Source organism: Leifsonia sp. NPDC056665 (assembly GCF_042791795.1).
GTDB lineage: Bacteria > Actinomycetota > Actinomycetes > Actinomycetales > Microbacteriaceae > Leifsonia.
In genome coordinates this window covers 14,962-40,706 of the sequence record NZ_JBHTXK010000014.1, presented here as the reverse complement: position 1 = coordinate 40,706, position 25,745 = coordinate 14,962, and the positions used below count along the sequence as shown (strand labels likewise).

Genomic DNA, 25,745 nt, shown 5'->3' with positions numbered 1-25,745 from the left:
CTCAGGCGTGCGCGGGCTCGCGCAGGCGCGCCAGGGCGATCTCGTCGGCGGCCGCCAGCGTGGTGATGCCGCGCTCGGCGGCCACGTCGAAGACGCGCGCAACGATGTCGCCGATGGCCTCGACGCGCTCGCGCGTTGCCTCGGCCGACGGCTGCTCCTCGTTCATCATCGCGAGGAAGATGACGCCGCCGGCGTTGACGACGAAGTCGGGCGCCCACAGGATGCCGCGGGCGGCGAGGCGCTCGGCGCCTGCACGCTCGGCGAGCTGGTTGTTCGCCGGTCCGACGACCGCCTTGACGCGCAGCTCGTCGATCACGGCGTCCGTCAGGACGCCGCCGACACCGGCGGGGACGAAGAGGTCGCCCTCCACGCGGTGCGCTTCGCCCGGCTCCACCCAGGCCGCGCCGAGGGCCTCGGCGAGGGCGCGCTTGGCCGGGTTGACGTCGGTGACCGTGAGCACCGCGCCCTCGCTCGCGAGGCGCATGGCGATGATCGAGCCGACGTGACCGAGCCCGAGCACGGTGGCGCGGCGGCCGGCGACGTCGCGGCTGCCGGTGGCGCGCTCCAGGGTCGCGAGCAGACCGGCGTACACACCGGCGGCAGTCGCGTCGCTCGGCTCGCCCACACCGCCCTCCGCGGGCGGGAGGCCGCACACGTGGGCTGTGCGGGTCGCGACGACGGACATGTCCTCGGCGCTCGTGCCGACATCCTCCGCGGTCATGTAGCTGCCGCCCAGGCTCTCGACGGCGTCACCGAGGTCGAGCATGACCTCGTAGCGCTCGGTCGGGCTGAGCTGCTTGCCGCGCGGCAGGTAGACGACAGCCTTGCCGCCGCCGCGGTTGAGGCCGGCGGCGGCGTTCTTGAACGTCATCCCCTCGGCCAGGCGCAGGGAGTCGGCGACGGCCTCCTGCCAGGAGTCGTAGTTCCACACGCGGCAGCCGCCGAGGGCGGGGCCGAGGACGGTGGAGTGCACCGCGATGCTGATGGTGAGGCCGCTCCGCCTCCCCTTCACCACATGCAGTGTTTCGTGCGGAAGCTCGGTGGGCAGGACGGACATCGGTGTCTCCTCGTGGGATCGCGGTGAATGCTGAGGGTCTTGTGGACCGTCGTCTATTCTCCGCGACCCCGCGAGGGGATGCAATCCGGCGAGCCGGTCAGTGCCGGGTCGGTGGCTCATTCTTCTCAGTGGAAGAAGTGGCGCTCTCCGGTGAAGTACATCGTCACCCCGGCCGCCTTCGCCGCGGCGATGACGTCCTCGTCGCGGATCGACCCGCCCGGCTGCACGATCGCGGAGACGCCCGCGGCGATCAGGATCTCCGGGCCGTCCGCGAACGGGAAGAACGCGTCGGAGGCCGCCACCGAGCCCGCTGCGCGGTCGCCCGCGCGGCTGACGGCGAGGTTGCAGGAGTCCACCCGGTTGACCTGGCCCATGCCGACGCCGACGGAGGCGCCGCCCGTGGCGAGCAGGATGGCGTTCGACTTGACCGCGCGGCAGGCCTTCCAGGCGAACTCGAGGTCGGCGCGCGTGGCGTCGTCGGCCTCCGCGCCGGAGACGAGCGTCCAGCCGCTGGAGTCGAACTGATCGAAGCGGTCGGCGTCCTGCACCAGCACGCCGCCGGAGAGCTGCCGGAACTCGGTCACCGACCGGCCGTAGCCCTCGGGCAGCCGCAGGATGCGGAGGTTCTTCTTGGTCTGCAGCAGCTCCAGCGCCTCGGGCTCGAAGTCCGGGGCGATGAGCACCTCGGTGAAGATGCCCTTCACGGTCTCGGCCATCGCGAGCGTCACCGTGCGGTTCGCGGCGATGACGCCGCCGTAGGCGGAGACCGGGTCGCACTCGTGCGCCTTGCGGTGGGCGTCGGCGATGTCGTCGGAGACCGCGATGCCGCACGGGTTGGCGTGCTTGATGATCGCGACAGCCGGCTCGGCGAAGTCGTACGCGCTGCGCAGCGCGGCGTCGGCGTCCACGTAGTTGTTGTACGACATCTCCTTGCCGCCGAGCTGCGTCGCCTGGGCGATCCCGCGGCCGGCCGGGTCGGCGTAGAGCGCCGCGGCCTGGTGCGAGTTCTCGCCGTAGCGGAGGGTCTGCTTCAGCTCGGCGCGCACCTCGAAGCGCTCCGCGAAGTCGGCGGTGGAGGGAGCCTCCCCCGCGAACCACGCCGCGACGGCGCCGTCGTACGAGGCGGTGTGGGCGAACGCCTTCGCGGCGAGCGCCCGGCGCTGGTCGAAGCTCGTGCCGCCTGCCACGACTGCCGCGGTGACCTCCGCGTAGTCGTCCGGCGAGACGACGATCGCGACGTTCGCGTGGTTCTTGGCCGACGCGCGCACCATCGCCGGGCCGCCGATGTCGATCTGCTCGACCACGTCGTTGCCGACCGCGCCGGAGGCGACGGTCTCGACGAACGGGTAGAGGTTGACGACGACGAGCTCGAACGGCTCGATGCCGAGGTCCTTGAGCTGCTCCTCGTGCGAGGCGAGCCGCAGATCGGCGAGCAGACCGGAGTGGATGGCAGGGTGCAGCGTCTTGACCCGGCCGTCCAGCGACTCCGGGAAGCCGGTGACGCTCGCGACGTCGGTCACGGCGTGGCCCGCGTCGCGGATGGTCTGCGCGGTGGAGCCGGTCGACACGATCTCGACCCCGGCCTCCGCCAGAGTCGCGGCGAGGTCGAGCAAGCCGGTCTTGTCGCTGACCGAGATCAGTGCGCGGCGGATCGGGACGACGTCCCGTTCGCGGTAGAGGCTGGCGTCGTGGCGGGGTCCGCTCATACTCGGGAGAGCTCCTTGAGGTCGATGTGTCCGTTGGCGATGTCGAGGACGGCGTCGATCAGCAGCCGTCGCTCCACGGGTTTGATGCGTTCGTGCAGGCTGGCCTCGGTGTCGCCCGGCACGATCGGGACGCGCTCCTGGCTGATCACGGGTCCGGCGTCGACGCCGTTGTCGACCACGATCAGGCTGGCGCCGGTCTGGGTGGCTCCGGCGGCGAGCGCGTCGCGCACGCCGTGCGCGCCGGGGAACTCGGGCAGGTACGCCGGGTGCGTGTTGATGAGGTGCGGCGAGAGCGCGTCGACCACGCGCGGCGGCAGCAGGCGCATGAAGCCGGACAGGATGACGAGGTCGGGCTCCCAGAGCCGGATCTGCTCCAGCACGGCGTCGCCCCACTCCTCCCGGCCGTCGTAGGAGGTGAATGGCACCGTGAACGACGGGATGCCGAACTCCTCGGCGTGGTCCAGGCCGTCGGCGTCGCGGTCGGCCCCCACCGCCACGACGCGGGCAGGGAACTCGGCGTCGGAGGCGGCCTCCAGCAGCGCACGCAGGTTGGAGCCACCACCGGAGATCAGCACGACGATCGAGAGCACGCGACAAGCCTACCCACCGCCGGGGCGGGCCCCGACCGGTGAGGGAGCGCTCTCCGGCTCAGCGCCGGGCGCGGCCTCCGGCCAGCAGCCCGATGACGGCGGCCACCGCCACCTCGCCCGCCGCGAGCGCGCCGACGAGCAACGGATTCGGACCCACGTCGTGCAGCCGGCCGGGGCCGAGCGCGCCGGAGGACCACCAGGCGAGGAGGCCGAGCTCGATGCCCGCGACGACGCCGATGCCGAGCGCGGTGAGGATGAGGGCCAGCGCTCCGTCGGGCTGGGCCTTCCTCGTGGCGCGCAGCAGGGCGGCGGCGAGGAAGCCCGCGAGCAGGGGCACGATCACACCCGCCAGCCCGAAGGTGTAGCCGTGGGCCGGGATGACGCCGAAGAGCGGGACGCCGGGGAGCGGCCCCAGCGCGGTCCCGATCGGGCTGACCGTGGACCCCGTGCCGATGGCGAACCCCGGCCCGACCAGCCAGGACATCAGCCAGATCACGAGGTTCGGCAGGAAGGCGAGCTGGGCGACGGTCAGCGCGATGCCGCCGGCGACACCGGTCTGGAGCTGCTCGTAGAGGCCGATGATCATGCCGTAGTTGCCGAAGATGAGCAGCGTGAGGAGCAGCGCGGACAGGCCGATGACGATGGCGGTCGCTGCGCTGCCGGCGCGCAGGGCGCCGAGGACCGCGGTGCGGACGGGGGCGGGGACGGCCGCGACCCGCGAGCGGACCGCGACGCCGACCGGCGCTGCGGCGCCGCGGCCGGGCGCCGAGGTCGCACGCTCGTCGCCCGTCCGGTCGCCAGTGTGATCGGTGGCCGGCTCACGCACCCCACGGAGCGCCGCGAACACGAAGCCGATCCCGATGCCGAGCGCGTACACGAAGGTCGGGAGCACGAACCCCCGCCAGAGCGACGGCTGCACGAGCTCGTTGCCCGCGGTCACCGTGACCACGACTGAGATCAGGAAGAACACCGCGAGCGCGGAGACGGCCCCGGTCGTGCGGTACGGCGTCTCGGCCGCGCGCAGCCCGGTGCGCACGCCGAGCCCGGCGGTGAGCGCGGCGAAACCCAGGAGCGCGATCGTCACCTGGAACGGCGCGGCGGCGGCCGGGAGGCCGAGGGATCCGACGAGCTGCGGGTCCAGCGTCACCGTGAGGTTCACGCCGTGCCCGAGCAGCCAGATGTCCGCCGTCGCGCGCCAGACGATCGCGAAGTCCCCGGCGAGATGGTACTGGGCCGCCCAGAGAATGGTGAGCGGGACGAGGCAGATCGCGAGCCCGATCGCCGCGACGATGACCGCCTCGAGTGCGGCGAGCAGGGCGACGGTTGTGCGATTCATGACCGGATGGAGCCTACCGGGCGCAGGGTCGCCCGCACCGCAGACACTTCGGGCCTCAGGAGACGGTCATCACCGGGGTGTCGTCGTCGGCGTCCTCCGGCACCGTGATGACCGGTCGCTGGACGAGCTCCAGGATGGCGATGACGACGGCCGCGATCACCAGCGTCCAGATGATGAGCGACGGGGTGAGCGGTCGCACGAACAGGACCACCGCTGCCGCGATGACCGCGACCGCGGCCCGGAGCAGCACCCGCTGGGCGTAGAGCCACTCCCCCACCCGGCCGGTGGTGATCCCGTGCCGCTCGGCGGACTCCCGCACCCAGGTCACCCCGGAGCCGAAGAACCCGCGCAGCTTGCGCGGCGCCGCGAACGGCCCCGAGTACCAGCCGACCAGCGCGACGACGATCGCCAGCACCAGCACGGCGACACCGGTGTCCTTCATCGCCGTCGAGACCGTCGTGTAGAGCGTCGTCGCGACACCGGCCGGCACCAGTCCGGGGGAGGCAGAGGCGATGAACACGATCTGGCCGATCGCGATGCCGGACACGACGACGATCATCGCGATGGCCAGCGCCGACGCCGCCCCGATCAGGACGAGGGCGCGGCGGCGCGCGACGATCACCCCGAGCGCGAGCAGGCCGATCGAGACCCAGGGGAGCCAGGCGCCCGCGACGACGGCGAGGTTGTAGAAGACCTGGAGGGTCGGTATCGACGAGTTCTGCGCGACGGTGATCGTCTTGTCGATCGTCGGGATGCGCGACGCGAAGGTGATCCCCTGGTCCACGAGGACCTGCTTCACCTTGTCGATGATCGGCCCGAGCTGGACGCCGACCGATCCGTCCTTGCCGATCGCGACCGCTGCCTGCGGATTGCCCTGCATCGTCGCGACGAGTTGGGTGTGACTGACCCGGAGGGCGTCCTGCCACACCTGGGCGAACGCGTCGGAGGCCACGAACCGGCCGACGGCGGTCTGGATCAGCGACACGATGCCCTGCGAGAGCGGCGCCTTGAGAGCGTCGAGCGCCTTCGTCGCCACGGGCCCGGTGCCGAGGCCGGTGATGCCGTCGATGACCTGCGAGGTGAGCTGCGGGATGTCGACGTGCTGCTGGATGACCTTGACCGTCTCATCCGTGACGTACGCCTGGACACCCGGGTCGTTCGCGAGCGGCGCGTAGGTGGCGACGAACGCGTCCGTGTCGGTGAGCTGCACCTTCGCCCAGGAGGCCACCACCGCGACGGGCGCCAGGATCGCGCCGATCACGATGAGCACGACGGCGAGCAGGGTCCAGCCCCAGCCGCGCTTGTGCTTCGGCTCCGGCGCGGTCGCGAAGTCCGGCAGCGGCTCGGTCGCGTTCTCGTCGAGCCGGCTCCGGAGCGCGGCGTTCTCGGACTCCAGTGCTGCGACCCTGCGCGCCAGATCGGCGTTCGTCAGACGTGGCATCGCCTCCCCCTCCCGGACGGTGGTGCGCTCACTGTAGCGCCGTCGCCGCGGGTGCGGGCAGCCTCGAAACCAGGCTGTGGAGAGACGGATCGGGGCCGGACTCCGTGGAGGAGTCCGGCCCCGATCGGCGGTTCGAGCGGTGCCGTTAGAGCGCCGCGTAGACCTCGCGGAGCAGCGCGGCGGTCTCGGACGGGGTCTTGCCGACCTTCACGCCCGCGGCCTCCAACGCCTCCTTTTTCGCCTGCGCCGTGCCGGCCGAGCCGGAGACGATCGCGCCGGCGTGGCCCATCGTCTTGCCCTCGGGCGCGGTGAAGCCGGCCACGTAGCCGACGACCGGCTTGGTCACGTTGGCCTTGATGAAGTCGGCAGCGCGCTCCTCGGCGTCGCCGCCGATCTCGCCGATCATGACGATCGCCTTGGTCTCCGGGTCGGCCTCGAACGCGGCGAGCGCGTCGATGTGCGTGGTGCCGATGATCGGGTCGCCGCCGATGCCGATGGCGGTCGAGAAGCCCAGGTCGCGCAGCTCGTACATCATCTGGTACGTCAGCGTGCCGGACTTGGAGACCAGGCCGATCGGGCCCTTGCCGGTGATGGTGGCGGGGGTGATGCCGACGAGCGACTCACCCGGGGTGATGATGCCGGGGCAGTTCGGGCCGATGATCCGGGTCTTGTTGCCCTTCTCCTTGGCGTAGGCCCAGGCCTCGGCGGAGTCCTGCACCGGGATGCCCTCGGTGATGACGACGAGCAGCGGGATCTCGGCGTCGATGGCCTCCACCATCGCGTCCTTCGCGAACGCCGGCGGCACGAAGATGATCGACACGTCCGCGCCGGTCTTCTCGATCGCCTCCACGACGGTGCCGAAGACGGGGAGCTCGACGTCGCCATGCGTCACCGTGGTGCCGGCCTTGCGGGCGTTGACGCCGCCGACGACCTGGGTGCCGGCCTTCAGCATGAGCGCCGTGTGCTTGGTGCCCTCGCCGCCGGTGATGCCCTGGACGATGACCTTGGAGTCCTTGTTGAGGAAGATAGACATTCTCTGATTCGTCCTTGCTTACTTCGCGGCCAGCTCGGCGGCCTTGTCGGCGCCTTCGTCCATGGTGAGTGCGAGGGTGACCAGCGGGTGGTTCGCCTCGGTGAGGATGCGGCGGCCCTCCTCGACCTTGTTGCCGTCGAGACGGACGACGAGCGGCTTGTTCGCCTCGTCGCCGAGGATCTCCAGCGCCTTGACGATGCCGTTCGCGACCGCGTCGCACGCGGTGATGCCGCCGAAGACGTTGACGAAGACGCTCGCGACCTGCGGGTCGTTGAGGATGACGTCCAGGCCGGCGGCCATGACCTCGGCGGACGCGCCGCCGCCGATGTCGAGGAAGTTGGCCGGCTTGACGCCCTTGTGCTTCTCGCCCGCGTAGGAGACGACGTCGAGCGTGGACATGACCAGTCCGGCGCCGTTGCCGATGATGCCGACCTGACCGTCGAGCTTGACGTAGTTGAGGTCGGCCTTCTTCGCCTTGGCCTCGAGCGGGTCCGCGGCGTCCGCGTCCTCGAGTGCCTCGTGGTAGAGGTGACGGAACCCGGCGTTCTCGTCGAGGGTGACCTTGCCGTCGAGGGCGATGATGTCACCCTCCTCGGTGAGGACGAGCGGGTTGACCTCGACCAGCGTCGCGTCCTCACCCGTGTAGACGTCGTAGAGCTTGACGAAGACATCGGCGACCTTCGCGACCAGCTCGTCGGGGAAGCCCGCGGCCTTCGAGATCTCGACGGCCTTCGCGGAGTCGAGGCCGCCGCGCGGGTCGACCTCGATGCGGGCGAGCGCCTCGGGCTTCTCGACCGCGAGCTGCTCGATCTCCATGCCGCCCTCGACGCTGGTCAGAGACAGGTAGGAGCGGTTGGCCCGGTCGAGGAGCACCGAGAAGTAGAACTCGCGGGCGATGCGGGCGCCGCCGGCGACCATCACCCGGCGGACCACGTGGCCCTTGATGTCCAGGCCCAGGATGGCCTTGGCGGCCTCTTCGGCCTCGTCCGGCGTCTTGGCGACCTTCACGCCGCCCGCCTTGCCACGGCCTCCGACCTTGACCTGCGCCTTGACGACGGTGACGCCGCCCAGCTTCTCCGCGGCCGCACGGACCTCCTCCGGAGTGTCGGCGACGATGCCCGGAAGCACCGGGACGCCGTACTTCTCAAACAGGTCTCTGGCCTGGTATTCGAATAGATCCACGGTTATCCAATCCGCTGATGTCCGGCGCGCTCGTGGCGCTCCGGCGATTGTCTCCTGGGCGGTCCGGCGGGAGAATAGCTCGACGCCGAGATAAATTCGCCAGTGAGAACTTTAGCGTGTCCGACTGAACAGCCCGAATCGGTTTCTCCTCCACAGGGCGACGCGCAGGACGATCTCTCCACGGATTCGCTCCGAGACGTCCGCTGGCGGTCCGTCGCCGCGACCGTTGAGGGCATGACACATCGCATATCGAACCTCGTGACCGTCTTCGTCCTCGCCGGCCTCGCCGTCTTCCTCGGCATGCTGCACGCGCTCGCCGCGTCCCCCGACGCCCGTGCGCTGACCGGAGCCGGCCACGGCCCCGGCTACCTCTCCCAGGACGGCTGGTGGCTCGGGACCTACCGCCTCGACGACGGCGCCCAGGGCTTCTGCCTGAACGCCGGCAAGCCGAGCCCCACCGGCAACGGCTACGACTACGCGGACGCGGCGGCGCTCGGCTGGTACACGCCGGAGCAGTCGGCCTCCCTCGCGTACATCTCCCGCACCTGGGCGGGCACCGACGACCGGCTGACCGCCGCCGCGGGGCAGATCGCGACCTGGCTGGTCGCGGGCCTCGGCGGTCACACACCGGAGGAACTCGCCGCCCGCGCCGGGTCGGACGCCGGCCGGGTCCTCGCCCGGGCGCACGAGATGGTGGACGAGGCCGCGCGCCTCGGCTCGTCCTCGGTGCGGGCGGACACCGTGCTCGAGCTGGCGGAGACCGGCCCGGGCCGGGTCCGCGTCGAGCTCTCCGTCGTGCGGCCCTCCGGGGCGGAACTCCTGGCTCCTGGTGCACACCGGGCACGGGTGTCGCTCGACGGCGCGGCCTTCGCGGACGGCGCCGCCGACGCCGACGTCCCGACCGGGACGGACCTGGCGATCATGCCGTCCGGCGACGGGGCGAGCGTGACCGTGAGCGCTGCGGCCTCCCTCGACGGGCTGCCGTACGGCGACCGGCTGCTGGTCGCCGCCCCGCACGGGGACGCGCAGGCCGTCCTCGTCGCTGTGCCCGCGACGGCGGAGGCGCGCGCTGCGGCGTCCACGACGGGTCCGTCCCCGCTGCCGTTCCAGCCGATCGTCTCGACAGTGACGAGCGACCCGGAGGCCCTGCCCGGCGCGCTCATCCACGACCGGCTCACCGTGGCGGTCGACTCCGGAGACGGGCTCCTGCCGTCCTGGGGCGTGCGCGCGGTGGGCGACGGGTTCGAGCCGGTGGAGGCGGTCGTCGAGAGCACGCTGTACGGCCCGTTCCCCGCTCCGTTGTCGGAGTCGCCCGACGTCCCAGACGGCGCGCCGGTGGTGTGCACGGTGGAGACGACGGTGGACGGCACGGGCGAGTACGACACGTCCGAGTGCGCGATTCCCGCCGCAGGGCACTACGTCTGGGTCGAGCAGATCGATCCGGCGCGACTGTCCGCGGGAGACGGCGGGGAGCGGATCCGTCCCTGGCGGTCGGCGTTCGGCGTCGCCACGGAGATCACGGTGGCGTCGGCTCCCGTGGTCCCGGCGCCCGAGGAGCCCGCGCCGGCGCCGATGGCGCCGGCCGCGCTGGCGGACACCGGCGGCTCCTGGGCGGCGGAGGGATGGCCGGCGGCGGTCGGCCTCGCGGTGGCCGGCGGCGCGGTGCTGACCGCCGCACTCGGCCGGCGGCTGCGTCGCGGGAACTCAGATTCCCATTGCAGGATGGACGCATGACCACCACCCGCGCCGTCCGTGGCTCGTCGCGATCCGGGGTGACCGGGCAGCTCACGTACCTGCAGCTCACCGGCGAGGCGCTCTGCCTCGCCGGTGGCGGCAGGGCCCTCCTGCTGCAGATCGCGCACCCTGCGGTGGGGCGCGGTGTGGTGGAGCACAGCGACTTCGCCAACCGGATGCTGGATCGGTTCCACGCAACGATGACCTTCGTCTACGCCGCGACCTTCGCGACGCCCGCCGAGTTCGCCGTGGTCCGCCGGCGCGTCAACCGGGCGCACGCGCCCGTGCGCGGCGCGGCCACCGGCTCGGAGCCGGCGTACAACGCCTTCGACACAGAGCTGCAGCTCTGGGTGGCGGCGACCCTCTACGCCACGATGGTCGACCTCGGCGAGCGCGTCTTCGGCCCGCTGAGCCCCGCCGCACGCCAGGAGCTGTACCGCGAGGCGACCATCTCCGGGGGCGGTCTCCAACTCCGCCCCGAGGAGTGGCCCGCCACCGAGGGCGACTTCCAGGACTACTGGCACGACATGGTCGGCCGGCTCCGCGTGACGAACGCCACCCGCGCGGTCGCCGGGCAGATCCTCCATCCGCGACGTGTGCCGCTCTGGCTCCGCGCGACCCTTCCGGACGCCCGGGTCGTCACCGCCGGGCTGCTGCCGCCGAGCGTGCGGGACCAGTTCGGGCTGCCGTGGACGCCCTCGATCGAGCGCGGCTTCGAACGCCGGATGCGGGTGGCGGAGGCGGTCTACCCGCGGCTCCCGCTGCGACTCAGACAGCGGCCGCGCGACCTGTACCTGGCCCGGCTGCGGCGGTCGCTGACGGAGGAGCGCGGCTAGCCGGCGAGCCCCCGCGATCGCTCGATCCAGCGGGCCAGCAGCACCAGGCCGATCCCGATCGAGGCGCCCAGCACGGTCTCGAGCACGCGGTCGAGGACCAGCGTGCCGAGCGGCGCCGGAGAGGCGAGGTGCGACACCGCGAGCGCCATCGGGGTGATGAAGAGCAGGGCGTAGCCGTAGTGGCGGCCGACCAGCATCTCCGCGAAGAACTGGCAGACCACGATCACCGCGATCACCACGAGGGCAGGCGGCGACCACACCAGGACCAGCGCCGCCACGACGACGCCTCCGATGGTGCCGAGGATCCTGTGGAGCGAACGGGAGATCGAGTGCGCGGCGCGCGCGGGAGGGATGACGGCGACCAGGCTCACCACCGCCCAGTAGGCGTGGCCCAGCCCGAACGCGAGGGCGAGGCCTCCCGCGATGAGGACGCCGAAGCCGTTCTGCGCCGCGGTCAGCCAGACCCGGCGGTCGCGCAGAACGCTCGTGTCGACGCCGGGGCGGCGGTGCAGCTTCTTCAGGAGCACGGCGCCCGTCCGCGCGGCCCGGTCGCCGGCCGCGCGGCGCAGCAGCCAGCCCGACATCGTCAGCAGCCACGAGAACGCCGCGACGGCGGCTGCGAGGCCGATCCGGCCCCAGGCCTCTGCTGCCGGCGTCGGGATCGCCGCGCACACCAGCAGCGCGAACACGAAGAACAGCGGCTGGGCCGGCAGGAGCTGGAAGGCGGTCGCGAAGAAGGTCCCGATCACCACCACGGCCACCAGCAGGGCCGCCGCGAGCCACAGCGGCTCGCCCAGCACCGCGACCAGGACGCCGAGCGCGATGCTCGCCAAAAGCGCGACCGCCGCCACCGAGACGCTGCGGAGGCGGAGCCGATAGGGCTCGTTGCGTCCGTACAGCGCGGTGAACGCGCCGAACGTGGCGTACGCGGCGAGGTCGAGGCGTCCGACAGCGAGCAGGACCAGCAGCGGCACCGCCACTGCGGCGGCGGCCCGGAGGCCGACCTCGACGCTCAGGGAGGCCAGCTGCTGCCTCGGCCGCAGCCTCACAGCTTGTCGATCGGTGCGATCTTGATGAGGAGCTTCTTCGCGCCCACCTTCTCGAACTGGACGTGCGCGACACGCTTGGCGCCCTCGCCGGTGACGTTGGTCACCCGGCCGTCGCCGAAGTCCGCGTGCCGGATGCGGTCGCCCGGCGCGAGCTCCAGGTCGCCGTTGTCTCGGACCTTGCCGGTCACCCGGTTCGGCCACTCCGCCTTCGGGCGCTCCGCCGGCGCGCTGCCGCCCACCGGATAGCTCTCGTTCCAGCGTCCCGCCGTGCCGCCGATCCCGGGCCGTCGGGCGTTCAGCGCGCGCGACTGCGATCCGCCGCGCCCGTTCGCCGCACCAGGCGACTGCCGCCAGTCGATGAGGTCCGCCGGGATCTCCTGCAGGTAACGGCTCGGCATCGCGACCGCCGTCTCGCCGAACTGCGCCCGCGTCATGGCGAGCGACAGGAACAGCCGCTTCTTGGCGCGCGTGATCCCCACATAGAACAGCCGCCGCTCCTCGGCCGGTCCGCCCGGCTCGTTGGCCGACATCCGGTGCGGGAGGAGGTCCTCCTCGATGCCCGTCAGGAACACCGCGTCGTACTCCAGCCCCTTGGCCGTGTGCAGCGTCATCAGCGAAACCGAGCCGCTGGAGTCGTCGATCTCGTCCGCCGCCGCGACCAGCGACACCTCGGTGAGGAAGTCGACCAGCGTGCCGTCCGGGTTGTTGCGCGCGAACTCGCGGGTCACCGCGACGAGCTCGTCCACGTTCTCGGCTCGCGCCTCGTCCTGCGGGTCGCGGCTCTTGCGGAGCACCTCGAGGTAGCCGCTGCCGTCGAGCAGGAAGGTGAGCACGTCCGCGACCGACGCGGCGCCTGCCGGGTTGGCCGGGTCGATCTTCGCCGCAGCCTCGTCCAGCAGCCCGGAGAGCTGCAGGATGGCGCCGGTCACCTTCGGCCCGAGGCCGAGCGACCCGGCGTCGCGCATCGCATCGCGGAACGTGAAGCCGTTGTCCTCCGCGTAGCTCGCGAGCTGCGTCTCGGTCGCCGGACCGATGCCGCGCTTGGGCGTGTTCAGGATGCGGCGGAGGGCCAGGGTGTCGTCCGGGTTGGCGACCGTGATCAGGTACGCCATCGAGTCCTTGATCTCGGCGCGCTCGTAGAACTTGGTGCCGCCCATCACCTTGTAGGGCAGCGCCGAGCGGATGAAGATCTCCTCCAGCGCACGCGTCTGGGCGTTCGTGCGGTAGAAGACCGCCATGTCCTTGTAGTCCATGCCCGCGGCGTGCAGCTTCTCGATCTCATCCGCGACGAACTGCGCCTCGTCGTGACCCGAGTAGCCGGTGTAGCCGACGATCTTGTCGCCGTCGCCGACCGCCGTCCACAGCTTCTTGTCCTTGCGGTCGAAGTTGTTGGCGATCACGGCGTTGGCCGCGCTCAGGATGTTCTGCGTCGACCGGTAGTTCTGCTCCAGCAGCACTACCTTGGCGCCGCTGAAGTCGCGCTCGAACTCCACGATGTTGCGGATGTCCGCGCCGCGGAATGCGTAGATCGACTGGTCCGAGTCGCCGACCACGGTCAGCGAGGCCCCCGGGATGGCGCCGACCACGTCGCGCAGCTTGCTCACGTTGCGGCCGTGCTGCTCCATCTCCTCCGCGACGTCGGGAGAGACCGGCATGGTCAGCTCGCGGATGAGCGAGTACTGCGCGTGGTTGGTGTCCTGGTACTCGTCCACCAGGATGTGCCGGAACCGGGTCTGGTACAGCGCCGCGACCTTCGGGAAGGCCCGGAAGAGGAACACCGTCTCGGCGATGAGGTCGTCGAAGTCGAAGGCGTTGGCCCGGCGGAGCGCCCGGGTGTACTGCCGGAAGATCTCGAGGAACATCACCTCCTGCGGGTCGCTCAGGTTGGCCGAGCGCGCGTAGGTCTCGATGTCGGTCAGCTCGTTCTTGAGCTTGGAGATACGCCCGGAGGTGCCCGCGACCGTGAAGCCGAGCGTGTCGGCGTCCAGCTCCTTGATGATCCGCTTGAGCAGCGCGCGGGTGTCCCCCGAGTCGTAGATCGTGAAGCTCTGCGTCTTGCCGATCGTCTCGGCCTCCCGGCGCAGGATGCGGACGCACGCCGAGTGGAAGGTCGAGATCCACATGCCCTGCGCCCGGCCGCCGAGCAGCTGCTCGACGCGCTCGCGCATCTCGTTCGCCGCCTTGTTCGTGAACGTGATGGCGAGGATCTCGCTCGGCCAGGCCTCGCGGCTCTCGATGAGCCCGGCGATCCGGCGGGTCAGGACGCTCGTCTTGCCCGAGCCGGCGCCCGCGACGATGAGCAGCGCGGGCCCGCGGTACTCGGCCGCCTCGCGCTGCTGCGGGTTGAGCCCCGCGAACAGGCGCTCGTTCGGCCCGCGGCGACCGCCGCCTGCCCCGTCGCGACCTCCGCTTGCGCCGTCACGACCTTGGGCCGCGCCGTCGCCGGGGCGCACGTCGCCCTCCCAGCCGTCGAGGATGATCGGCACGGAGGAGGGCACCGCGGAAGTGGAGGAGGGGGCGTCGGGAAGGCTCGTCATGTCTCCAGACATTTTAGCCGCCGCCACCGTCATCGCGGCCCGGCAGCGCAGTCGGGCGACAGGACGCGCTCACCGCCCGTCGCGCACCGCCACCGCCAGATCGGGATGGTCGGCGAACACCCCGTCGACGCCGGAGTGCAGCAGGATCGCGAACAGCCGCCGCCAGTCCCCCCACTCGTCGTCGCGGCCGGATCTGCGGAACTCCGCGGGCAGCATCCCGTTCTCCGGCCGGAGGGTCCAGCAGTAGACGAACAGCCCGGCCGAGTGCGCGAGGTCGACCAGGTCGGACGTGACCGCACCGATGTCGACGCCGCCCTCGTCCTCGCCGAACAGGCCCACCGCCACCGAGCCCGAGTGCAGGATCTGCGAGACGTCCACGCTGATCCCGTCCACCCGCTCCGCCGGGGACGCCGCCGAGCCGAGGGCGTAGAGCCCGCGCAGGGTGAGGTCGGAGGCGTAGCCGGGTGCCGCAGCCCCGAGCGACGCGACGCGGTCGGCGGGTGCGCCCTCCGCCTCGAGCAGGTAGACGCGCTTCCCGCGGAAGCCGCCGTCGTGAAGCCGCCCGAGCACCGTCTTCTCGAAGCTCTCGGCGACGAGCCCGGGATGGTCGGACCAGCCCGCCGCGGCGAGCTCGGCCAGGAACAGCTCGTGCAGCGGCAAGCCGGCCGCCTCGAAGAAGGTGGCGTGCTTCAGCTCGGCCACCAGCCCGAGCGCCCTGCCCGCCGCGTCGGAGGCCGCGTCCACGACCTCCAGGACGTCCGCGAGACGCAGGATCGGGTAGCGGTCGTCGAAGGTCGAGCTCGCCTGGCGAAGCTGCGGGACGCGCTCCCGCGCGCGTAGGGTGGCGAGCTCGGCCCAGGTGAAGTCCTCGGTGAACCACCCGGTCAACGGCATCCCGTCGACCTCCTTGGTCGTGCGGCGGGAGGCGAACTCGGGATGCTCGGCCACGTTCGTCGTGCCGGAGATCTCGTTCTCGTGCCGCACGACCAGCACGCCGTCCTTGGTGGCGACCAGGTCGGGCTCGACCGAGTCCGCCCCGAGCGCGAACGCCAGCTCGTACGACGCCCTCGTGTGCTCCGGCCGGTATCCGGGCGCGCCTCGGTGACCGATGACGGACGGTCTGGAGCGGGCACGCATGTGGCGATACTAGCCGGGCGTCGAATCCGTTCCGATGCGCACGTGCGGGTGACACAATCGGAGTGTGCCCGACCCCGACGGCCTCCCGACCCCGACCGCGCCGGCGCCCCTCCCCGAGACCTCGGGAGCGCCCGGCGCCTGGCGCGAGCCGACGCGCTCGCTCGGCCTGCACTGGGGAAGCTACCGCGGCCGGTGGATCGCCGGGCTCGCGATGATCGTCGTCGGCACGGCCTGCGTCCTGGTGACGACCGCCTACAGCCTGCCGTTCCTGCTGGCCGGTTCGATCCTGCAGCCGGCGGGGTGGGCCGTGATGCCGTCCACGATCGGCCGGAGGGTGGCCGTGGTCGTCCCGGTGCTCGGCTTCAGCTGGCTCATGCTCGGCGGCTCCGGCTTCGCCTGGTGCTACGCCATCGTGCTGGCGGCGTGGCTGCTCGTGCGGCTCCGGCCGCTCCCGACGTTCGCCGTGCTGCTGCTGCCGATCGCCGCCAGCCTGGTGCTCCCGCTGTTCGTGACCACGTATGGCCAGGGCTGGATCACCATCCTGGTCATGAGCGTCATCGTCGTGGGCTCGGCGTGGCTGGCCCGCGCCGGAGCGGTCGCACTCGATTCATGGCAAGCTGTCAGAACTCTCAGAAACCAACCAGGTAGGTTGGACGCACCGAGACCGTAAGCGGTCCCCGACAATAGCGAGGAACCCATGGCACTCACCAACCCGGCATTCTCCACGAATCCGGCCTTCCAGAACAACGGGCAGGCGGCGACGGCCACCACGGTCAGCGCCGAGAACCTCGAGCAGATCTATCAGGCGCCGTCCGCGACCTCCGCGGACACCGATCGCATGACCGTCGAGGACACCATCAACAAGAGCGCGATCTCCTTCGCCCTCCTCGTTGCTGGCGCGGTGGTCGGCTGGATGGTCCCCGGGCTCGCCCTCCCCGCGGCGATCGTCGGCTTCGTGCTCGCGCTGGTCAACATCTTCAAGAAGAAGCCGTCGCCCGCGCTCATCCTGAGCTACGCCGGCGTGCAGGGCCTCTTCGTCGGGGGCATCTCCGCGGTGTTCGAGTCGATCTACCCGGGCATCGTGATCCAGGCGGTCATCGGCACGCTCGCGGTCGTCGGCGTGACCCTCGCGCTCTTCGCCTCGGGCAAGATCCGCGCGTCGGCCAAGGCCACCAAGATCTTCCTCATCGCGCTGTTCGGCTACCTGGCCTACTCGCTCGTCAACGTCGTCCTGATGTGGACCGGCGCCACCAACGGCATGTTCGGCCTCAACAGCGTTGAGCTCGGGAACACAGGCATCAAGCTCGGCCTGATCATCGGCGTCCTCGTCGTCATCATGGGCGCGTACTCGCTCGTGCTGGACTTCGACTTCATCCAGCGCGGCGTGAAGAACCGCGCTCCGCGGGTCTACGGCTGGTCAGGAGCCTTCGGCATCATGGTCACGGTCATCTGGCTGTACCTCGAGATCCTGCGCTTCCTCGCGATCGCACGCAACTAGTCGTCGCGCGCGCAGAAGGGCCGGGATGCATCAGCATCCCGGCCCTTCTCACGTCTACGGGAGCGTCACTCCCACTCAATGGTCCCCGGCGGCTTCGACGTGACGTCGAGCACCACGCGGTTGACGCCGTCCACCTCGTTGGTGATGCGGTTGGAGATGGTGGCCAGCAGGTCGTACGGCAGGCGCGTCCAGTCGGCCGTCATCGCGTCCTCGCTGGAGACCGGGCGCAGCACGATCGGGTGACCGTAGGTGCGGCCGTCGCCCATCACGCCGACCGAGCGGACGTCCGCCAGCAGCACCACCGGGCACTGCCAGATCTCGGCGTCCAGGCCGGCGGCGGTCAGCTCAGCGCGCACGATCGCGTCGGCGTCGCGGAGCAGGTCGAGCCGCTCCTGCGTCACCTCGCCGACGATGCGGATGCCGAGTCCCGGGCCGGGGAACGGCTGGCGGCCGACGATGACCTCCGGCAGCCCCAGCTCGCGGCCGATCGCGCGCACCTCGTCCTTGAACAGGGTGCGCAGCGGCTCGACGAGCTCGAACTGGAGGTCCTCCGGGAGGCCGCCGACGTTGTGGTGGCTCTTGATGTTGGCCGTGCCGGTGCCGCCGCCCGACTCCACCACGTCCGGGTAGAGCGTGCCCTGCACCAGGAAGCGGATCGGGTCGCCGTCGTTCGCGGCCTCCGCGATCAGGTCGGCCTGGGCCTTCTCGAACACGCGGATGAACTCGCGGCCGATGATCTTGCGCTTGGTCTCGGGGTCGGAGACGCCGGCGAGCGCGGACAGGAACTGCTCCTGCGCGTTCACGGTGACGAGCCGCACGCCGGTGGCGGCGACGTAGTCCTCCTCGACCTGGCGCGCCTCGTCCTTGCGGAGCAGGCCGTGGTCCACGAACACGCAGACGAGCTGGTCACCGACGGCCTTGTGGACGAGGGCGGCCGCGACGGCCGAGTCGACGCCACCGGACAGCGCGCACAGCACGCGGCCGGCGCCGACCTGGGCGCGGATCGCCGCGACCTGGTCGGCGATGACGTTGCCGCTGTTCCAGTCGGCGGGGATGCCGGCGGCGCGGTGCAGGAAGTTCTCCAGCACGGCCTGGCCGTACTGGGAGTGCTTGACCTCCGGGTGCCACTGCACGCCGTACAGCCTGCGCTCCTCGTTCGCGAACGCGGCGACGGGGGTGTCGTCGGTGGAGGCGAGCACCTCGAAGCCCTCCGGCGCCCGGGAGACCGAGTCGCCGTGGCTCATCCACGCGGTCTGCTCGGCGGGCTGGCCGTCGAGGAGGCTGCCCGCGCCGTCCGTCGCGGCGCCCGAGACGCGCACGGCGGTCGAGCCGTACTCGCGGCGGCCGGTCTTGGCGACCTCGCCGCCGAGCGCCGTGGCCATCACCTGGAAGCCGTAGCAGATGCCGAGCACGGGCACGCCGAGCTCGAAAATCGCCTCGTCGAGACGGGGCGCGCCCTCCTCGTACACGCTGGAGGGTCCGCCGGAGAGGACGATGCCCGCGGGCCGCTTGGCGGCGACCTCCGCCGCCGTCACGGTGTGCGGCACGATCTCGGAGTACACGTTCGCCTCGCGCACCCGGCGGGCGATCAGCTGCGCGTACTGCGCGCCGAAGTCGACCACCAGGACCGGGCCGGCCGGCGCGGCCGAGTCGGCCCCGCCGAGGATGTCCGAGAACACTGCGTCGGTGCTAATTTGCGGCCTCCACGTACGTCGCTGCCTCGGCCTCACGGCCGGCCAGATAGCTCTTGACCTGCTTGGTGATCCTGGCCTCCACGAAGAAGGACAGGAAGGGGATGACGCCGCCGAGGGCGATGGTGATGAACTTCGAGAACGGCCAGCGCATGAAGCTCCACAGCCGGAAGTCGGAGAACAGGTACACGACGTACAGCCAGCCGTGGGCGATCAGGATGCCGGTGCTGAGATCGACGCCGGTCGGGGCGACCGCGGTCTTGACGGGGACGAACGTGAGCGTGCCGTAGTTGCTGAACGCGAAGAGCTGGAAGCCGAGGCCGTACTTCACGAGCATCTCCACGCAGAGCAGCAGGAGCATGATGCCGGTGACGTAGGCGAACACCTGGTAGAACTTCAGCGCCCCGCGGATCTTCGGGAAGTCTTCGAGTTTGGGAGCGAGGGGCATGGATTTATTCTACGTTCCCGGCGTGCGCCCTCGCGCCGTCGCCGGCGGCCGCCTCTGCCGCCAGCTCGCGCTCCTCGTCCTCCCGCTCCTTGGCGTCCCGGACGAGCCGGTACCAGAGGAAGATCGCGAACCCGGCGAAGATGATCCACTCGGCCGCGTAGAAGATGTTCAACCAGTTGAGCTCGGTCTGCTGGATGGGCGGCGGCGAGTCGATCTTGTCCAGCCCGGCGGGCGGCGTCCGGTCGACCACGTACGCGTTGTAGACGTCCATGCCGTCCACGCCGGTCCACAGGTTGTAGAGCTGGCCGACGCCGAGGGTCGTCATCGCGGTCGGGTTCTTCTTGTCGCCCGGCACCTGCGGCTGCTCGTCGGGGAGGATGCGGCCGACGATCTTCTGCGGCGCCTCCGGCTGCTCGGCGAGCTGCGACATGACGGACTTCGCGGTCGCCTCGTCCGGCGCCCAGCCGCGGGCGACGGCGAGCGCGATCCGCTGACCGCCGCCGGCGTCCACGTCCACATGGGAGACGACCCACCAGCCGGACCTGCCGAAGTTGATCCGGTCGTACAGGAGCTGGTCGTCGCCGGCCACGAAGGTGCCGGTGAACTCCACGAGCTGCCCGACCGACTTGTCCGTCATCGGCCCGTTCGGCTTCGCGACCTGCGCGAGCGGGAGCACGGTCTCGGTCGGCGCGACCACCGCCTTGCCGGACTCGATGGCGCGTTCGAGCTGCCATTGGCCGAGTGCGGCGAACCCCGCGGCGAGCGCGAGCGCGAACAGCAGGGCGCCGATCCAGCGGGGACGCAGCATCATCTGCAGCATGGTGGTGCCGCCCTGCGGCGCCTGAGCGCCGGCGGGGCTGCCGGGGGTGGTGTCGATGGGTCAGTCCCGCTTTCGTTCGACGGTCGTGTCCTGCTGCTGCATGGCCTGCTCGACGATCCGGTCCACAGCCTGGCGCGTGTCGCCGCGCCTGTCGTCGCGGCGCGTGTCGGAGTCGAGGTCGGCGGTGGCCGCCTCGACGAGTGCGATCTCCTCGTCGAGCATGGGATCGCGCTGCTTCCGCCGGTCGCGCCGCTTGGACGATCCGGACCGGAGAATCATCCCACCGATCTTCTCGGAGTTCGCTGCGAGGATCGGCCCCAGGACGGCCATGATCAGCACGTAGAGCCCCGCGAACGGGACGATGCGCGCATCCAGCCCCGCGCTGAGCGAGAGCGTCGCGAGGATGAGCGCGAACTCCCCGCGGTTCTGCAGGATGACCGCGGTGTTGATGCCCGCCTGCGGACCGAAGCCGTTCAGCCACGCGACGAACTGCCCCGCAAGGATGTTGAGCACGAGCGTCATGGCCACCGCGATGAGCACCGGGCCGAGCACAGCGGGGAACTTCGCCGGGTCGAGCTCGAGCCCGAAGTTGAGGAAGAAGAACGCCGCGAACACGTCGCGCAGCGGTATCGCGATGTGCTCTATCTTGTTGCGGTACTTCGTCGCGCCCAGCACGAGCCCGATCAGGAACGCCCCGATCGCGTCGGTGACGCCGAGGATCTCGCCGATCCCGGCGAACAGCACGGCGAGCCCGAAGAACAGGATCGTGAAGAGCTCGTCGTCCTTCGTGCGGAACAGTCGCGAGACGTACCTCCCGCCGAATCTGGCCAGCGTGAACATCACGACCAGGAACAGGAACGCGACCGTCAGCTTGCCGACCACCGGCCAGAGCTGGGTCTCGCCGCTGAGCACCACGGACACGATCGCGAGGTAGATCGCGATGAAGATGTCCTCCACCACCGTCACGCCGAGGATCATCGGCGTCTCGGTGTTGGGGAGGCGGCGCAGCTCGATGAGCAGCTTGGTCACGATCGCCGACGACGACGTGGCCGTCATCCCGGCGATGATGAGGGCCTCCCTGGTCCCCCAGCCGACCCAGAAGCCGAACGCGAGGCCGACGCCCATGTTGATCAGGATGTAGGAGCCGCCGGAGACCACGAGCTTGCCGAAGTTGCCGAAGAACTCGTCCTGGTCGAACTCCAGGCCCAGGTTGAACAGCAGCAGGATCAGCCCGAAGACCGCGATGAGCTCGATGTAGTTGCTCTCGAAGTCGAGCGGGAACCAGCCGGTGTGCGGGCTCGCCAGCAGCCCGACGAGCATGTAGATGGGGATCGCGGGGAGCCCCACCAACTTGCCGAGCCGTCCGAGCACGTACGCGACGAGCAGCAGGATGCCGAGGATGATGAGGTCTTCTCCGAGATGCATGGATCAGCCTCCCGGCGGAGCGTCGGACGTGGCCCGTGCGGTCTGACCGGTGCGGAAGAACGCGAAGGCTTTCGCGACCTTCTCGGGGGTGCCCGCGACGACGAGCGTGTCACCGGGGAAGACCTTGAAGTCGGGTGCTGGCGCGGGATTCGCGGAGTCCCCGCGCACGACGGCGACGACCGTGAGGCCGACGAAGCCGCGGTCGCCGGGCGCGCCGAGCTGCTGCCCGGCGATGTAGTCCTCGTAGTCGACGGAGAACCAGTCGATGCTGAGCCCGGGGATCTGGTCGAGCGCGGTGAGCGACTCGGTGATCTGCGTGCCGCCGAGGAGCTCGGCGAGCGTGTGCGCCTCGTCCTCGTTGAGGCGCAGCGAGACCTTGGTCACGTCGGCGCCGTCCTCGTGATCGGAGAACGTGATCAGGTCGCTGTGCCCGGAGCGGTGGGCGATAACGCCGACCTTCCCCCCGTCGTCCGTGACGAAGGTGTGCAACACCCCGACCCCGGGCAGTTTGACCCGTCGAACGTCAACCATTTTGCGTCTCCATCCGTCGCGGGCACTGGCTTACAGCCTACCGGAGGGAGGTGGCCGGTCGTACAAAATGCTCATATTGCACCAGACTGTACAAAACAGGTGATATCGTCAGCCTCATGAACCAGATCGCCATCTCCGAGGCCCGCGCCCGGCTGTCGTCGCTCATCGATGAGTCGCACGCCGAACCGGTCTATCTGACACGCCGCGAGCGCGCGGTGGCCGCGATCGTGGACGCGGACCAGCTCAAGCACCTCCTGGAGGACGCCGAGGAGCTCGCCGACATCCGGGCCGTCGACGCAGCCTGGGAGGAGACGGAACGGCTTCGTGAGACGCCTGTCCCCTGGGAGGACGTCAAGCGCGAGCTCGGACTCGCGTGACCTACGCAGTACAGCTCCTCCCCGCCGCGATCCGATCCATCAAGAAGCTCCCGCCCGAGGGCAAGCGCCGGGTTCAGGCAGTCATCGAGCTTCTCGGCGACGATCCCCGACCACCCGCATCGAAGAAGCTCGTCGGTCGCGTCGAATGGCGCGTGCGTTCGGGCGATTATCGCGTGCTCTACCGCATCGAGGACGGCATCCTCACCGTCGTCGTGGTGGATGCCGGTCACCGGCGCGAGATCTACCGCTGAGCGGGGTGGCTACTCCTCCTTCGGAGGCGCGTCGGCGGCCTCCTCTGCCGGGGCTTTCGCCGCCGCCTTCGCGGCCGGCGTCTTCCCCGACGCCGCCCTCGCCGTGCGCGTGACAGCGCCCGCCTTCGCCGCCGCGGCGTCCACGTCCACGATGTCCGGCGCCTCCAGGCGCACCCGGTCGGCCGACTCGTCGTCCGGCTGCTGCTGGCTGGCGCGCTCGGCCGCGACCCGCTTCAGGTAGGTCTGCACCTCGCGCTCCTCGCGGCCGGAGTCCCAGCCGAGCACCCCGGCCATCAGGGACGCGGCGACGGGCGCCGCGGAGACGCCGCGGTCCCAGGCCTCGATCGAGATGCGGGTGCGGCGCGCGAGCACGTCCTCCAGGTGGAGGGCGCCCTCGTGGCTGGCCGCGTAGACGACCTCCGCGCCGATGTAGTCGTCGGCGCCGGGCAGCGGCTGGGCCAGCGACGGGTCCTCGCGGACGAGGGCCAGGATGTCCTCCGTCATCGTCCCGTAGCGGTTGAGCAGGTGCTCGACGCGCGCCGGGTGGAGGCCGGACTCGCTCGCGATGCGGCCGCGCCGGTTCCACGCCGCCTGGTAGCCCTCCGCTCCGACGAGCGGGATCTCCATCGTCGTGCTGGCCGGGATCTTGCCGTCGAGCGCGGACGCCGCGGCGTCGATCGCGTCCTTCGCCATCACCCGGTAGGTCGTCCACTTGCCGCCGGCGATCACGACCAGGCCGGGCACCGAGTGGGCCACCAAGTGCTCGCGGGACAGCTTGGAGGTCTCCTCCGACTCGCCCGCCAGCAGCGGGCGCAGGCCGGCGTAGACGCCCTCCACGTCCTCCCGGGTCAGCGGGACGTTGAGCACCTGGTTGACGTGCGCGAGCAGGTAGTCGATGTCGGCCGCCGTCGCCGCCGGGTGCGCCTTGTCGAGGTGCCAGTCGGTGTCGGTCGTGCCGATCAGCCAGTGCCGGCCCCACGGGATGACGAAGAGCACGCTCTTCTCGGTGCGCAGGATGAGGCCCATCTTCGACTGGAAGCGGTCGCGCGGGACGACCAGGTGGATGCCCTTCGACGCGCGCACCTTGAACTGGCCGCGCTCCCCCACCATCGACTGGGTGTCGTCCGTCCACACGCCGGTCGCGTTGACGACCTGCTTGGCGCGGATCTCGAACCGCTCACCGGTCTCCTGGTCGACCGCCTGCACGCCGACGACCCGCTCGCCGACCTTGAGGAAGCCCTCCACCCGCACGCGCGGGGCGACGTGCGCGCCGTAGTGGGCCGCAGTGCGCGCCAGTGTCGCCGTGTACCGGGCGTCGTCGACCTGCGCGTCGTAGTAGGTGATGCCGCCGACCAGCGCGCTCGGCGCCATGCTCGGGATGGCCTTGAGCACCTGCCGCTTGCTGAGGTGGCGGTGGTGCGGCACCCCCGGCGGGCGCAGGCCGCTGTAGGAGAAGATGTCGTACAGCATCATGCCGGCGCCGATGTAGAACCGCTCGTACACGCGCTTGTGCAGCGGGTAGAGGAACCGGACGGGCTTGACCAGGTGCGGGGCGATGCGCTGCAGCAGGAGGCCGCGCTCGATCAGCGCCTCCCGCACGAGCCCGAAGTCGAGCTGCTCCAGGTAGCGGATGCCGCCGTGGACCAGCTTGGACGACCTGCTGGAGGTGCCCGACGCGAAGTCGCGGGCCTCCACCAGGCCGACGCTCAGCCCGCGGGTGACCGCGTCGACCGCGCTGCCCACGCCGACGATGCCGCCGCCGACCACGAGGATGTCGAGCTCGGTGTTCTTGAGCGCCTCGATCGCGGCGGCGCGCTCGGCGGGGCCGAGGCGTGAGGGGTAGCCCACCGCTGTCGACTGCGCGGTAGTGCCGGACGGGGATGACGTCGCCATCGTTTCCTCCTCCCCGGCCGCCTTCGGCCAGGACCTAGTGCGTCTGACTCTGTTTATTGAGTCAAGTAGGGCGCGACGACCACCTCGACGCGCTGGAACTCCTTCAAGTCCGAGTATCCCGTCGTTGCCATGCTCCTGCGCAAGGCCCCCACGAGATTCGCAGTTCCCTCGGCGACCGGCGCCGGGCCGTACAGGATCTCCTCGAGCGGGGCGACCTGGCCCACGGCGACCCGGTTGCCGCGGGGAAGCTGCGGGTGGTGCGCCTCCGCACCCCAGTGCCAGCCGCCGCCGGGCGCGTCGGTGGCGCGGGCGAGCGTGGTGCCGAGCATCACGGCGTCGGCGCCGCACGCGATGGCCTTCACGATGTCGCCCGAGCTGCCGAGGCCGCCGTCGGCGATGACGTGCACGTACCGGCCGCCCGACTCGTCCATGTAGTCGCGGCGCGCGCCGGCGACGTCCGCGACGGCCGTGGCCATCGGGGCGTGGATACCGAGGGTGGAGCGGGTGGTGGAGGCCGCGCCCCCGCCGAAGCCGACGAGCACGCCGGCCGCGCCCGTGCGCATGAGGTGCAGCGCCGCCGTGTAGGTCGCGGCGCCGCCGACGATGACGGGGACGTCCAGCTCGTAGATGAACTTCTTCAGGTTGAGGGGCTCGACGTTCTTCGAGACGTGCTCGGCCGAGACCGTGGTGCCGCGGATGACGAACAGGTCGACCCCAGCCTCCACGACGGTCTGGTAGAGCTCCTGCGTGCGCTGCGGCGAGAGCGCGCCGGCGACGGTGACGCCGCCCTCCCGGATCTCGGCGAGCCGGCGGGTGACCAGCTCGGGCTTGATCGGCTCCGAGTAGATCTCCTGCATCCGGCGGGTCGCCTTGTCGGCGGGCAGCTCGCGGATCTCGGCGAGCAGCGGCTCCGGGTCCTCGTAGCGGGTCCAGACGCCCTCCAGGTCGAGGACGCCGAGGCCGCCGAGCTGGCCCATCATGATCGCGGTGGTCGGCGAGACCACGGAGTCCATCGGGGCGGCCAGGAACGGGATGTTGAACTGGTACGCGTCGATGGTCCAGGCGACCGAGACGTCCTCCGGGTCGCGCGTGCGCCGGCTGGGCACCACCGCGACGTCGTCGAAGGCGTACACGCGGCGGGCACGCTTGGCCCGCCCGATCTCAATCTCCATA

Annotated in this window: 23 protein-coding genes; 6 read left to right on the top strand and 17 right to left on the bottom strand. The window is 70.9% G+C overall.

The window, feature by feature from the left end:
• Nucleotide 1 precedes the first annotated feature (1 nt).
• The 7 genes from ACFQ9V_RS13795 to sucC form a co-directional block, all read right to left on the bottom strand.
• A complete protein-coding gene (locus ACFQ9V_RS13795; RefSeq protein ID WP_382459698.1) occupies nt 2–1,057 on the bottom strand; it encodes a Glu/Leu/Phe/Val dehydrogenase dimerization domain-containing protein in 1,056 nt (351 codons plus the stop codon).
• Nucleotides 1,058–1,182: 125 nt separating this feature from the next.
• On the bottom strand, nt 1,183–2,763 hold the full coding sequence (gene purH, locus ACFQ9V_RS13790) for a bifunctional phosphoribosylaminoimidazolecarboxamide formyltransferase/IMP cyclohydrolase (protein WP_382459697.1): 1,581 nt from the start codon (nt 2,761–2,763) through the stop codon (nt 1,183–1,185).
• A complete protein-coding gene (gene purN, locus ACFQ9V_RS13785) occupies nt 2,760–3,353 on the bottom strand; it encodes a phosphoribosylglycinamide formyltransferase (protein ID WP_382459696.1) in 594 nt (197 codons plus the stop codon). The genes purH and purN overlap by 4 nt, the downstream gene beginning before the upstream one ends.
• A gap of 58 nt (nt 3,354–3,411) precedes the next feature.
• Nucleotides 3,412–4,689, bottom strand: a complete 1,278-nt coding sequence (locus ACFQ9V_RS13780) for a DUF6350 family protein (protein ID WP_382459695.1) — start codon at nt 4,687–4,689, stop codon at nt 3,412–3,414.
• 55 nt (nt 4,690–4,744) lie between these two features.
• Complete coding sequence (locus tag ACFQ9V_RS13775; protein WP_382459694.1) at nt 4,745–6,130, bottom strand: hypothetical protein; 1,386 nt, start codon at nt 6,128–6,130, stop codon at nt 4,745–4,747.
• Between the two features lie 145 nt (nt 6,131–6,275).
• Nucleotides 6,276–7,163 (bottom strand): succinate--CoA ligase subunit alpha, encoded by an 888-nt coding sequence (gene sucD, locus ACFQ9V_RS13770; RefSeq protein WP_179605066.1) that lies wholly within the window; start codon nt 7,161–7,163, stop codon nt 6,276–6,278.
• Nucleotides 7,164–7,181: 18 nt separating this feature from the next.
• Complete coding sequence (gene sucC, locus ACFQ9V_RS13765) at nt 7,182–8,345, bottom strand: ADP-forming succinate--CoA ligase subunit beta (RefSeq protein ID WP_382459693.1); 1,164 nt, start codon at nt 8,343–8,345, stop codon at nt 7,182–7,184.
• A gap of 234 nt (nt 8,346–8,579) precedes the next feature.
• Between sucC and ACFQ9V_RS13760 the strand changes: the two genes are divergently transcribed.
• Nucleotides 8,580–10,079 carry a hypothetical protein gene (locus ACFQ9V_RS13760; protein WP_382459692.1) on the top strand — a complete coding sequence of 500 codons (1,500 nt, stop codon included), beginning with the start codon at nt 8,580–8,582 and terminating at the stop codon, nt 10,077–10,079.
• Nucleotides 10,076–10,915, top strand: a complete 840-nt coding sequence (locus tag ACFQ9V_RS13755) for an oxygenase MpaB family protein (RefSeq protein WP_382459691.1) — start codon at nt 10,076–10,078, stop codon at nt 10,913–10,915. Before ACFQ9V_RS13760 ends, ACFQ9V_RS13755 begins: the two co-directional genes overlap by 4 nt.
• On the opposite strand, the gene ACFQ9V_RS13750 is transcribed toward ACFQ9V_RS13755, so the two are convergent.
• The 3 genes from ACFQ9V_RS13750 to ACFQ9V_RS13740 all read right to left on the bottom strand — a co-directional run bounded on the left by ACFQ9V_RS13750 (nt 10,912) and on the right by ACFQ9V_RS13740 (nt 15,638).
• Nucleotides 10,912–11,964 carry an FUSC family protein gene (locus tag ACFQ9V_RS13750; protein ID WP_382459690.1) on the bottom strand — a complete coding sequence of 351 codons (1,053 nt, stop codon included), beginning with the start codon at nt 11,962–11,964 and terminating at the stop codon, nt 10,912–10,914. The two genes, ACFQ9V_RS13755 and ACFQ9V_RS13750, sit on opposite strands and share 4 nt — an antisense overlap.
• Nucleotides 11,961–14,501, bottom strand: a complete 2,541-nt coding sequence (locus ACFQ9V_RS13745) for an ATP-dependent helicase (RefSeq protein ID WP_382459689.1) — start codon at nt 14,499–14,501, stop codon at nt 11,961–11,963. The genes ACFQ9V_RS13750 and ACFQ9V_RS13745 overlap by 4 nt, the downstream gene beginning before the upstream one ends.
• Nucleotides 14,502–14,570: 69 nt before the next feature.
• Nucleotides 14,571–15,638 carry a glycerophosphodiester phosphodiesterase family protein gene (locus ACFQ9V_RS13740; RefSeq protein WP_382459688.1) on the bottom strand — a complete coding sequence of 356 codons (1,068 nt, stop codon included), beginning with the start codon at nt 15,636–15,638 and terminating at the stop codon, nt 14,571–14,573.
• A 64-nt stretch (nt 15,639–15,702) separates the two neighbouring features.
• Between ACFQ9V_RS13740 and ACFQ9V_RS13735 the strand changes: the two genes are divergently transcribed.
• Both ACFQ9V_RS13735 and ACFQ9V_RS13730 read left to right on the top strand, forming a co-directional pair.
• The gene (locus tag ACFQ9V_RS13735; protein WP_382459687.1) at nt 15,703–16,308 is read left to right on the top strand and encodes a hypothetical protein; all 606 of its coding nucleotides are present in this window, start codon (nt 15,703–15,705) and stop codon (nt 16,306–16,308) included.
• Nucleotides 16,309–16,335: 27 nt separating this feature from the next.
• Entirely contained in the window at nt 16,336–17,136 is an 801-nt protein-coding gene (locus ACFQ9V_RS13730) for a Bax inhibitor-1/YccA family protein (protein WP_382459686.1), read from the top strand.
• A 65-nt stretch (nt 17,137–17,201) separates the two neighbouring features.
• On the opposite strand, the gene guaA is transcribed toward ACFQ9V_RS13730, so the two are convergent.
• The 5 genes from guaA to ACFQ9V_RS13705 form a co-directional block, all read right to left on the bottom strand.
• Entirely contained in the window at nt 17,202–18,815 is a 1,614-nt protein-coding gene (gene guaA, locus ACFQ9V_RS13725; protein ID WP_382459685.1) for a glutamine-hydrolyzing GMP synthase, read from the bottom strand.
• Between the two features lie 10 nt (nt 18,816–18,825).
• Nucleotides 18,826–19,275, bottom strand: coding sequence for a DUF3817 domain-containing protein (locus ACFQ9V_RS13720; RefSeq protein ID WP_382459684.1), 450 nt, complete (start codon nt 19,273–19,275; stop codon nt 18,826–18,828).
• A 4-nt stretch (nt 19,276–19,279) separates the two neighbouring features.
• The gene (locus ACFQ9V_RS13715) at nt 19,280–20,086 is read right to left on the bottom strand and encodes an SURF1 family cytochrome oxidase biogenesis protein (RefSeq protein ID WP_382459683.1); all 807 of its coding nucleotides are present in this window, start codon (nt 20,084–20,086) and stop codon (nt 19,280–19,282) included.
• A gap of 69 nt (nt 20,087–20,155) precedes the next feature.
• The gene (locus ACFQ9V_RS13710) at nt 20,156–21,520 is read right to left on the bottom strand and encodes a cation:proton antiporter (protein ID WP_382459682.1); all 1,365 of its coding nucleotides are present in this window, start codon (nt 21,518–21,520) and stop codon (nt 20,156–20,158) included.
• A 3-nt stretch (nt 21,521–21,523) separates the two neighbouring features.
• A complete protein-coding gene (locus ACFQ9V_RS13705) occupies nt 21,524–22,051 on the bottom strand; it encodes a cation:proton antiporter regulatory subunit (protein WP_179605055.1) in 528 nt (175 codons plus the stop codon).
• Between the two features lie 116 nt (nt 22,052–22,167).
• Between ACFQ9V_RS13705 and ACFQ9V_RS13700 the strand changes: the two genes are divergently transcribed.
• Both ACFQ9V_RS13700 and ACFQ9V_RS13695 read left to right on the top strand, forming a co-directional pair.
• Nucleotides 22,168–22,428 (top strand): type II toxin-antitoxin system Phd/YefM family antitoxin, encoded by a 261-nt coding sequence (locus ACFQ9V_RS13700; protein WP_370054561.1) that lies wholly within the window; start codon nt 22,168–22,170, stop codon nt 22,426–22,428.
• Nucleotides 22,425–22,679 carry a type II toxin-antitoxin system RelE/ParE family toxin gene (locus ACFQ9V_RS13695; protein WP_370054562.1) on the top strand — a complete coding sequence of 85 codons (255 nt, stop codon included), beginning with the start codon at nt 22,425–22,427 and terminating at the stop codon, nt 22,677–22,679. The genes ACFQ9V_RS13700 and ACFQ9V_RS13695 overlap by 4 nt, the downstream gene beginning before the upstream one ends.
• A 9-nt stretch (nt 22,680–22,688) precedes the next feature.
• Here ACFQ9V_RS13695 and ACFQ9V_RS13690 read toward each other — a convergent pair whose 3' ends face one another.
• Nucleotides 22,689–24,572 (bottom strand): glycerol-3-phosphate dehydrogenase/oxidase, encoded by a 1,884-nt coding sequence (locus ACFQ9V_RS13690; protein WP_382459681.1) that lies wholly within the window; start codon nt 24,570–24,572, stop codon nt 22,689–22,691.
• Nucleotides 24,573–24,625: 53 nt separating this feature from the next.
• Nucleotides 24,626–25,744 carry a GuaB3 family IMP dehydrogenase-related protein gene (locus tag ACFQ9V_RS13685; RefSeq protein ID WP_382459755.1) on the bottom strand — a complete coding sequence of 373 codons (1,119 nt, stop codon included), beginning with the start codon at nt 25,742–25,744 and terminating at the stop codon, nt 24,626–24,628.
• Between the last annotated feature and the right edge of the window lies 1 nt (nt 25,745).

Coding starts and splice junctions, on each gene's coding strand:
- ACFQ9V_RS13795 (WP_382459698.1), bottom strand. CDS start 1,057: ATGTCCGTCCTGCCCACCGAGCTTCCGCACGAAACACTGCATGTGGTG.
- purH (WP_382459697.1), bottom strand. CDS start 2,763: ATGAGCGGACCCCGCCACGACGCCAGCCTCTACCGCGAACGGGACGTC.
- ACFQ9V_RS13780 (WP_382459695.1), bottom strand. CDS start 4,689: ATGAATCGCACAACCGTCGCCCTGCTCGCCGCACTCGAGGCGGTCATC.
- ACFQ9V_RS13775 (WP_382459694.1), bottom strand. CDS start 6,130: ATGCCACGTCTGACGAACGCCGATCTGGCGCGCAGGGTCGCAGCACTG.
- sucD (WP_179605066.1), bottom strand. CDS start 7,163: ATGTCTATCTTCCTCAACAAGGACTCCAAGGTCATCGTCCAGGGCATC.
- ACFQ9V_RS13760 (WP_382459692.1), top strand. CDS start 8,580: ATGACACATCGCATATCGAACCTCGTGACCGTCTTCGTCCTCGCCGGC.
- ACFQ9V_RS13755 (WP_382459691.1), top strand. CDS start 10,076: ATGACCACCACCCGCGCCGTCCGTGGCTCGTCGCGATCCGGGGTGACC.
- ACFQ9V_RS13745 (WP_382459689.1), bottom strand. CDS start 14,501: ATGACGAGCCTTCCCGACGCCCCCTCCTCCACTTCCGCGGTGCCCTCC.
- ACFQ9V_RS13740 (WP_382459688.1), bottom strand. CDS start 15,638: ATGCGTGCCCGCTCCAGACCGTCCGTCATCGGTCACCGAGGCGCGCCC.
- ACFQ9V_RS13730 (WP_382459686.1), top strand. CDS start 16,336: ATGGCACTCACCAACCCGGCATTCTCCACGAATCCGGCCTTCCAGAAC.
- ACFQ9V_RS13720 (WP_382459684.1), bottom strand. CDS start 19,275: ATGCCCCTCGCTCCCAAACTCGAAGACTTCCCGAAGATCCGCGGGGCG.
- ACFQ9V_RS13715 (WP_382459683.1), bottom strand. CDS start 20,086: ATGATGCTGCGTCCCCGCTGGATCGGCGCCCTGCTGTTCGCGCTCGCG.
- ACFQ9V_RS13710 (WP_382459682.1), bottom strand. CDS start 21,520: ATGCATCTCGGAGAAGACCTCATCATCCTCGGCATCCTGCTGCTCGTC.
- ACFQ9V_RS13705 (WP_179605055.1), bottom strand. CDS start 22,051: ATGGTTGACGTTCGACGGGTCAAACTGCCCGGGGTCGGGGTGTTGCAC.
- ACFQ9V_RS13700 (WP_370054561.1), top strand. CDS start 22,168: ATGAACCAGATCGCCATCTCCGAGGCCCGCGCCCGGCTGTCGTCGCTC.
- ACFQ9V_RS13690 (WP_382459681.1), bottom strand. CDS start 24,572: ATGGCGACGTCATCCCCGTCCGGCACTACCGCGCAGTCGACAGCGGTG.
- ACFQ9V_RS13685 (WP_382459755.1), bottom strand. CDS start 25,744: ATGGAGATTGAGATCGGGCGGGCCAAGCGTGCCCGCCGCGTGTACGCC.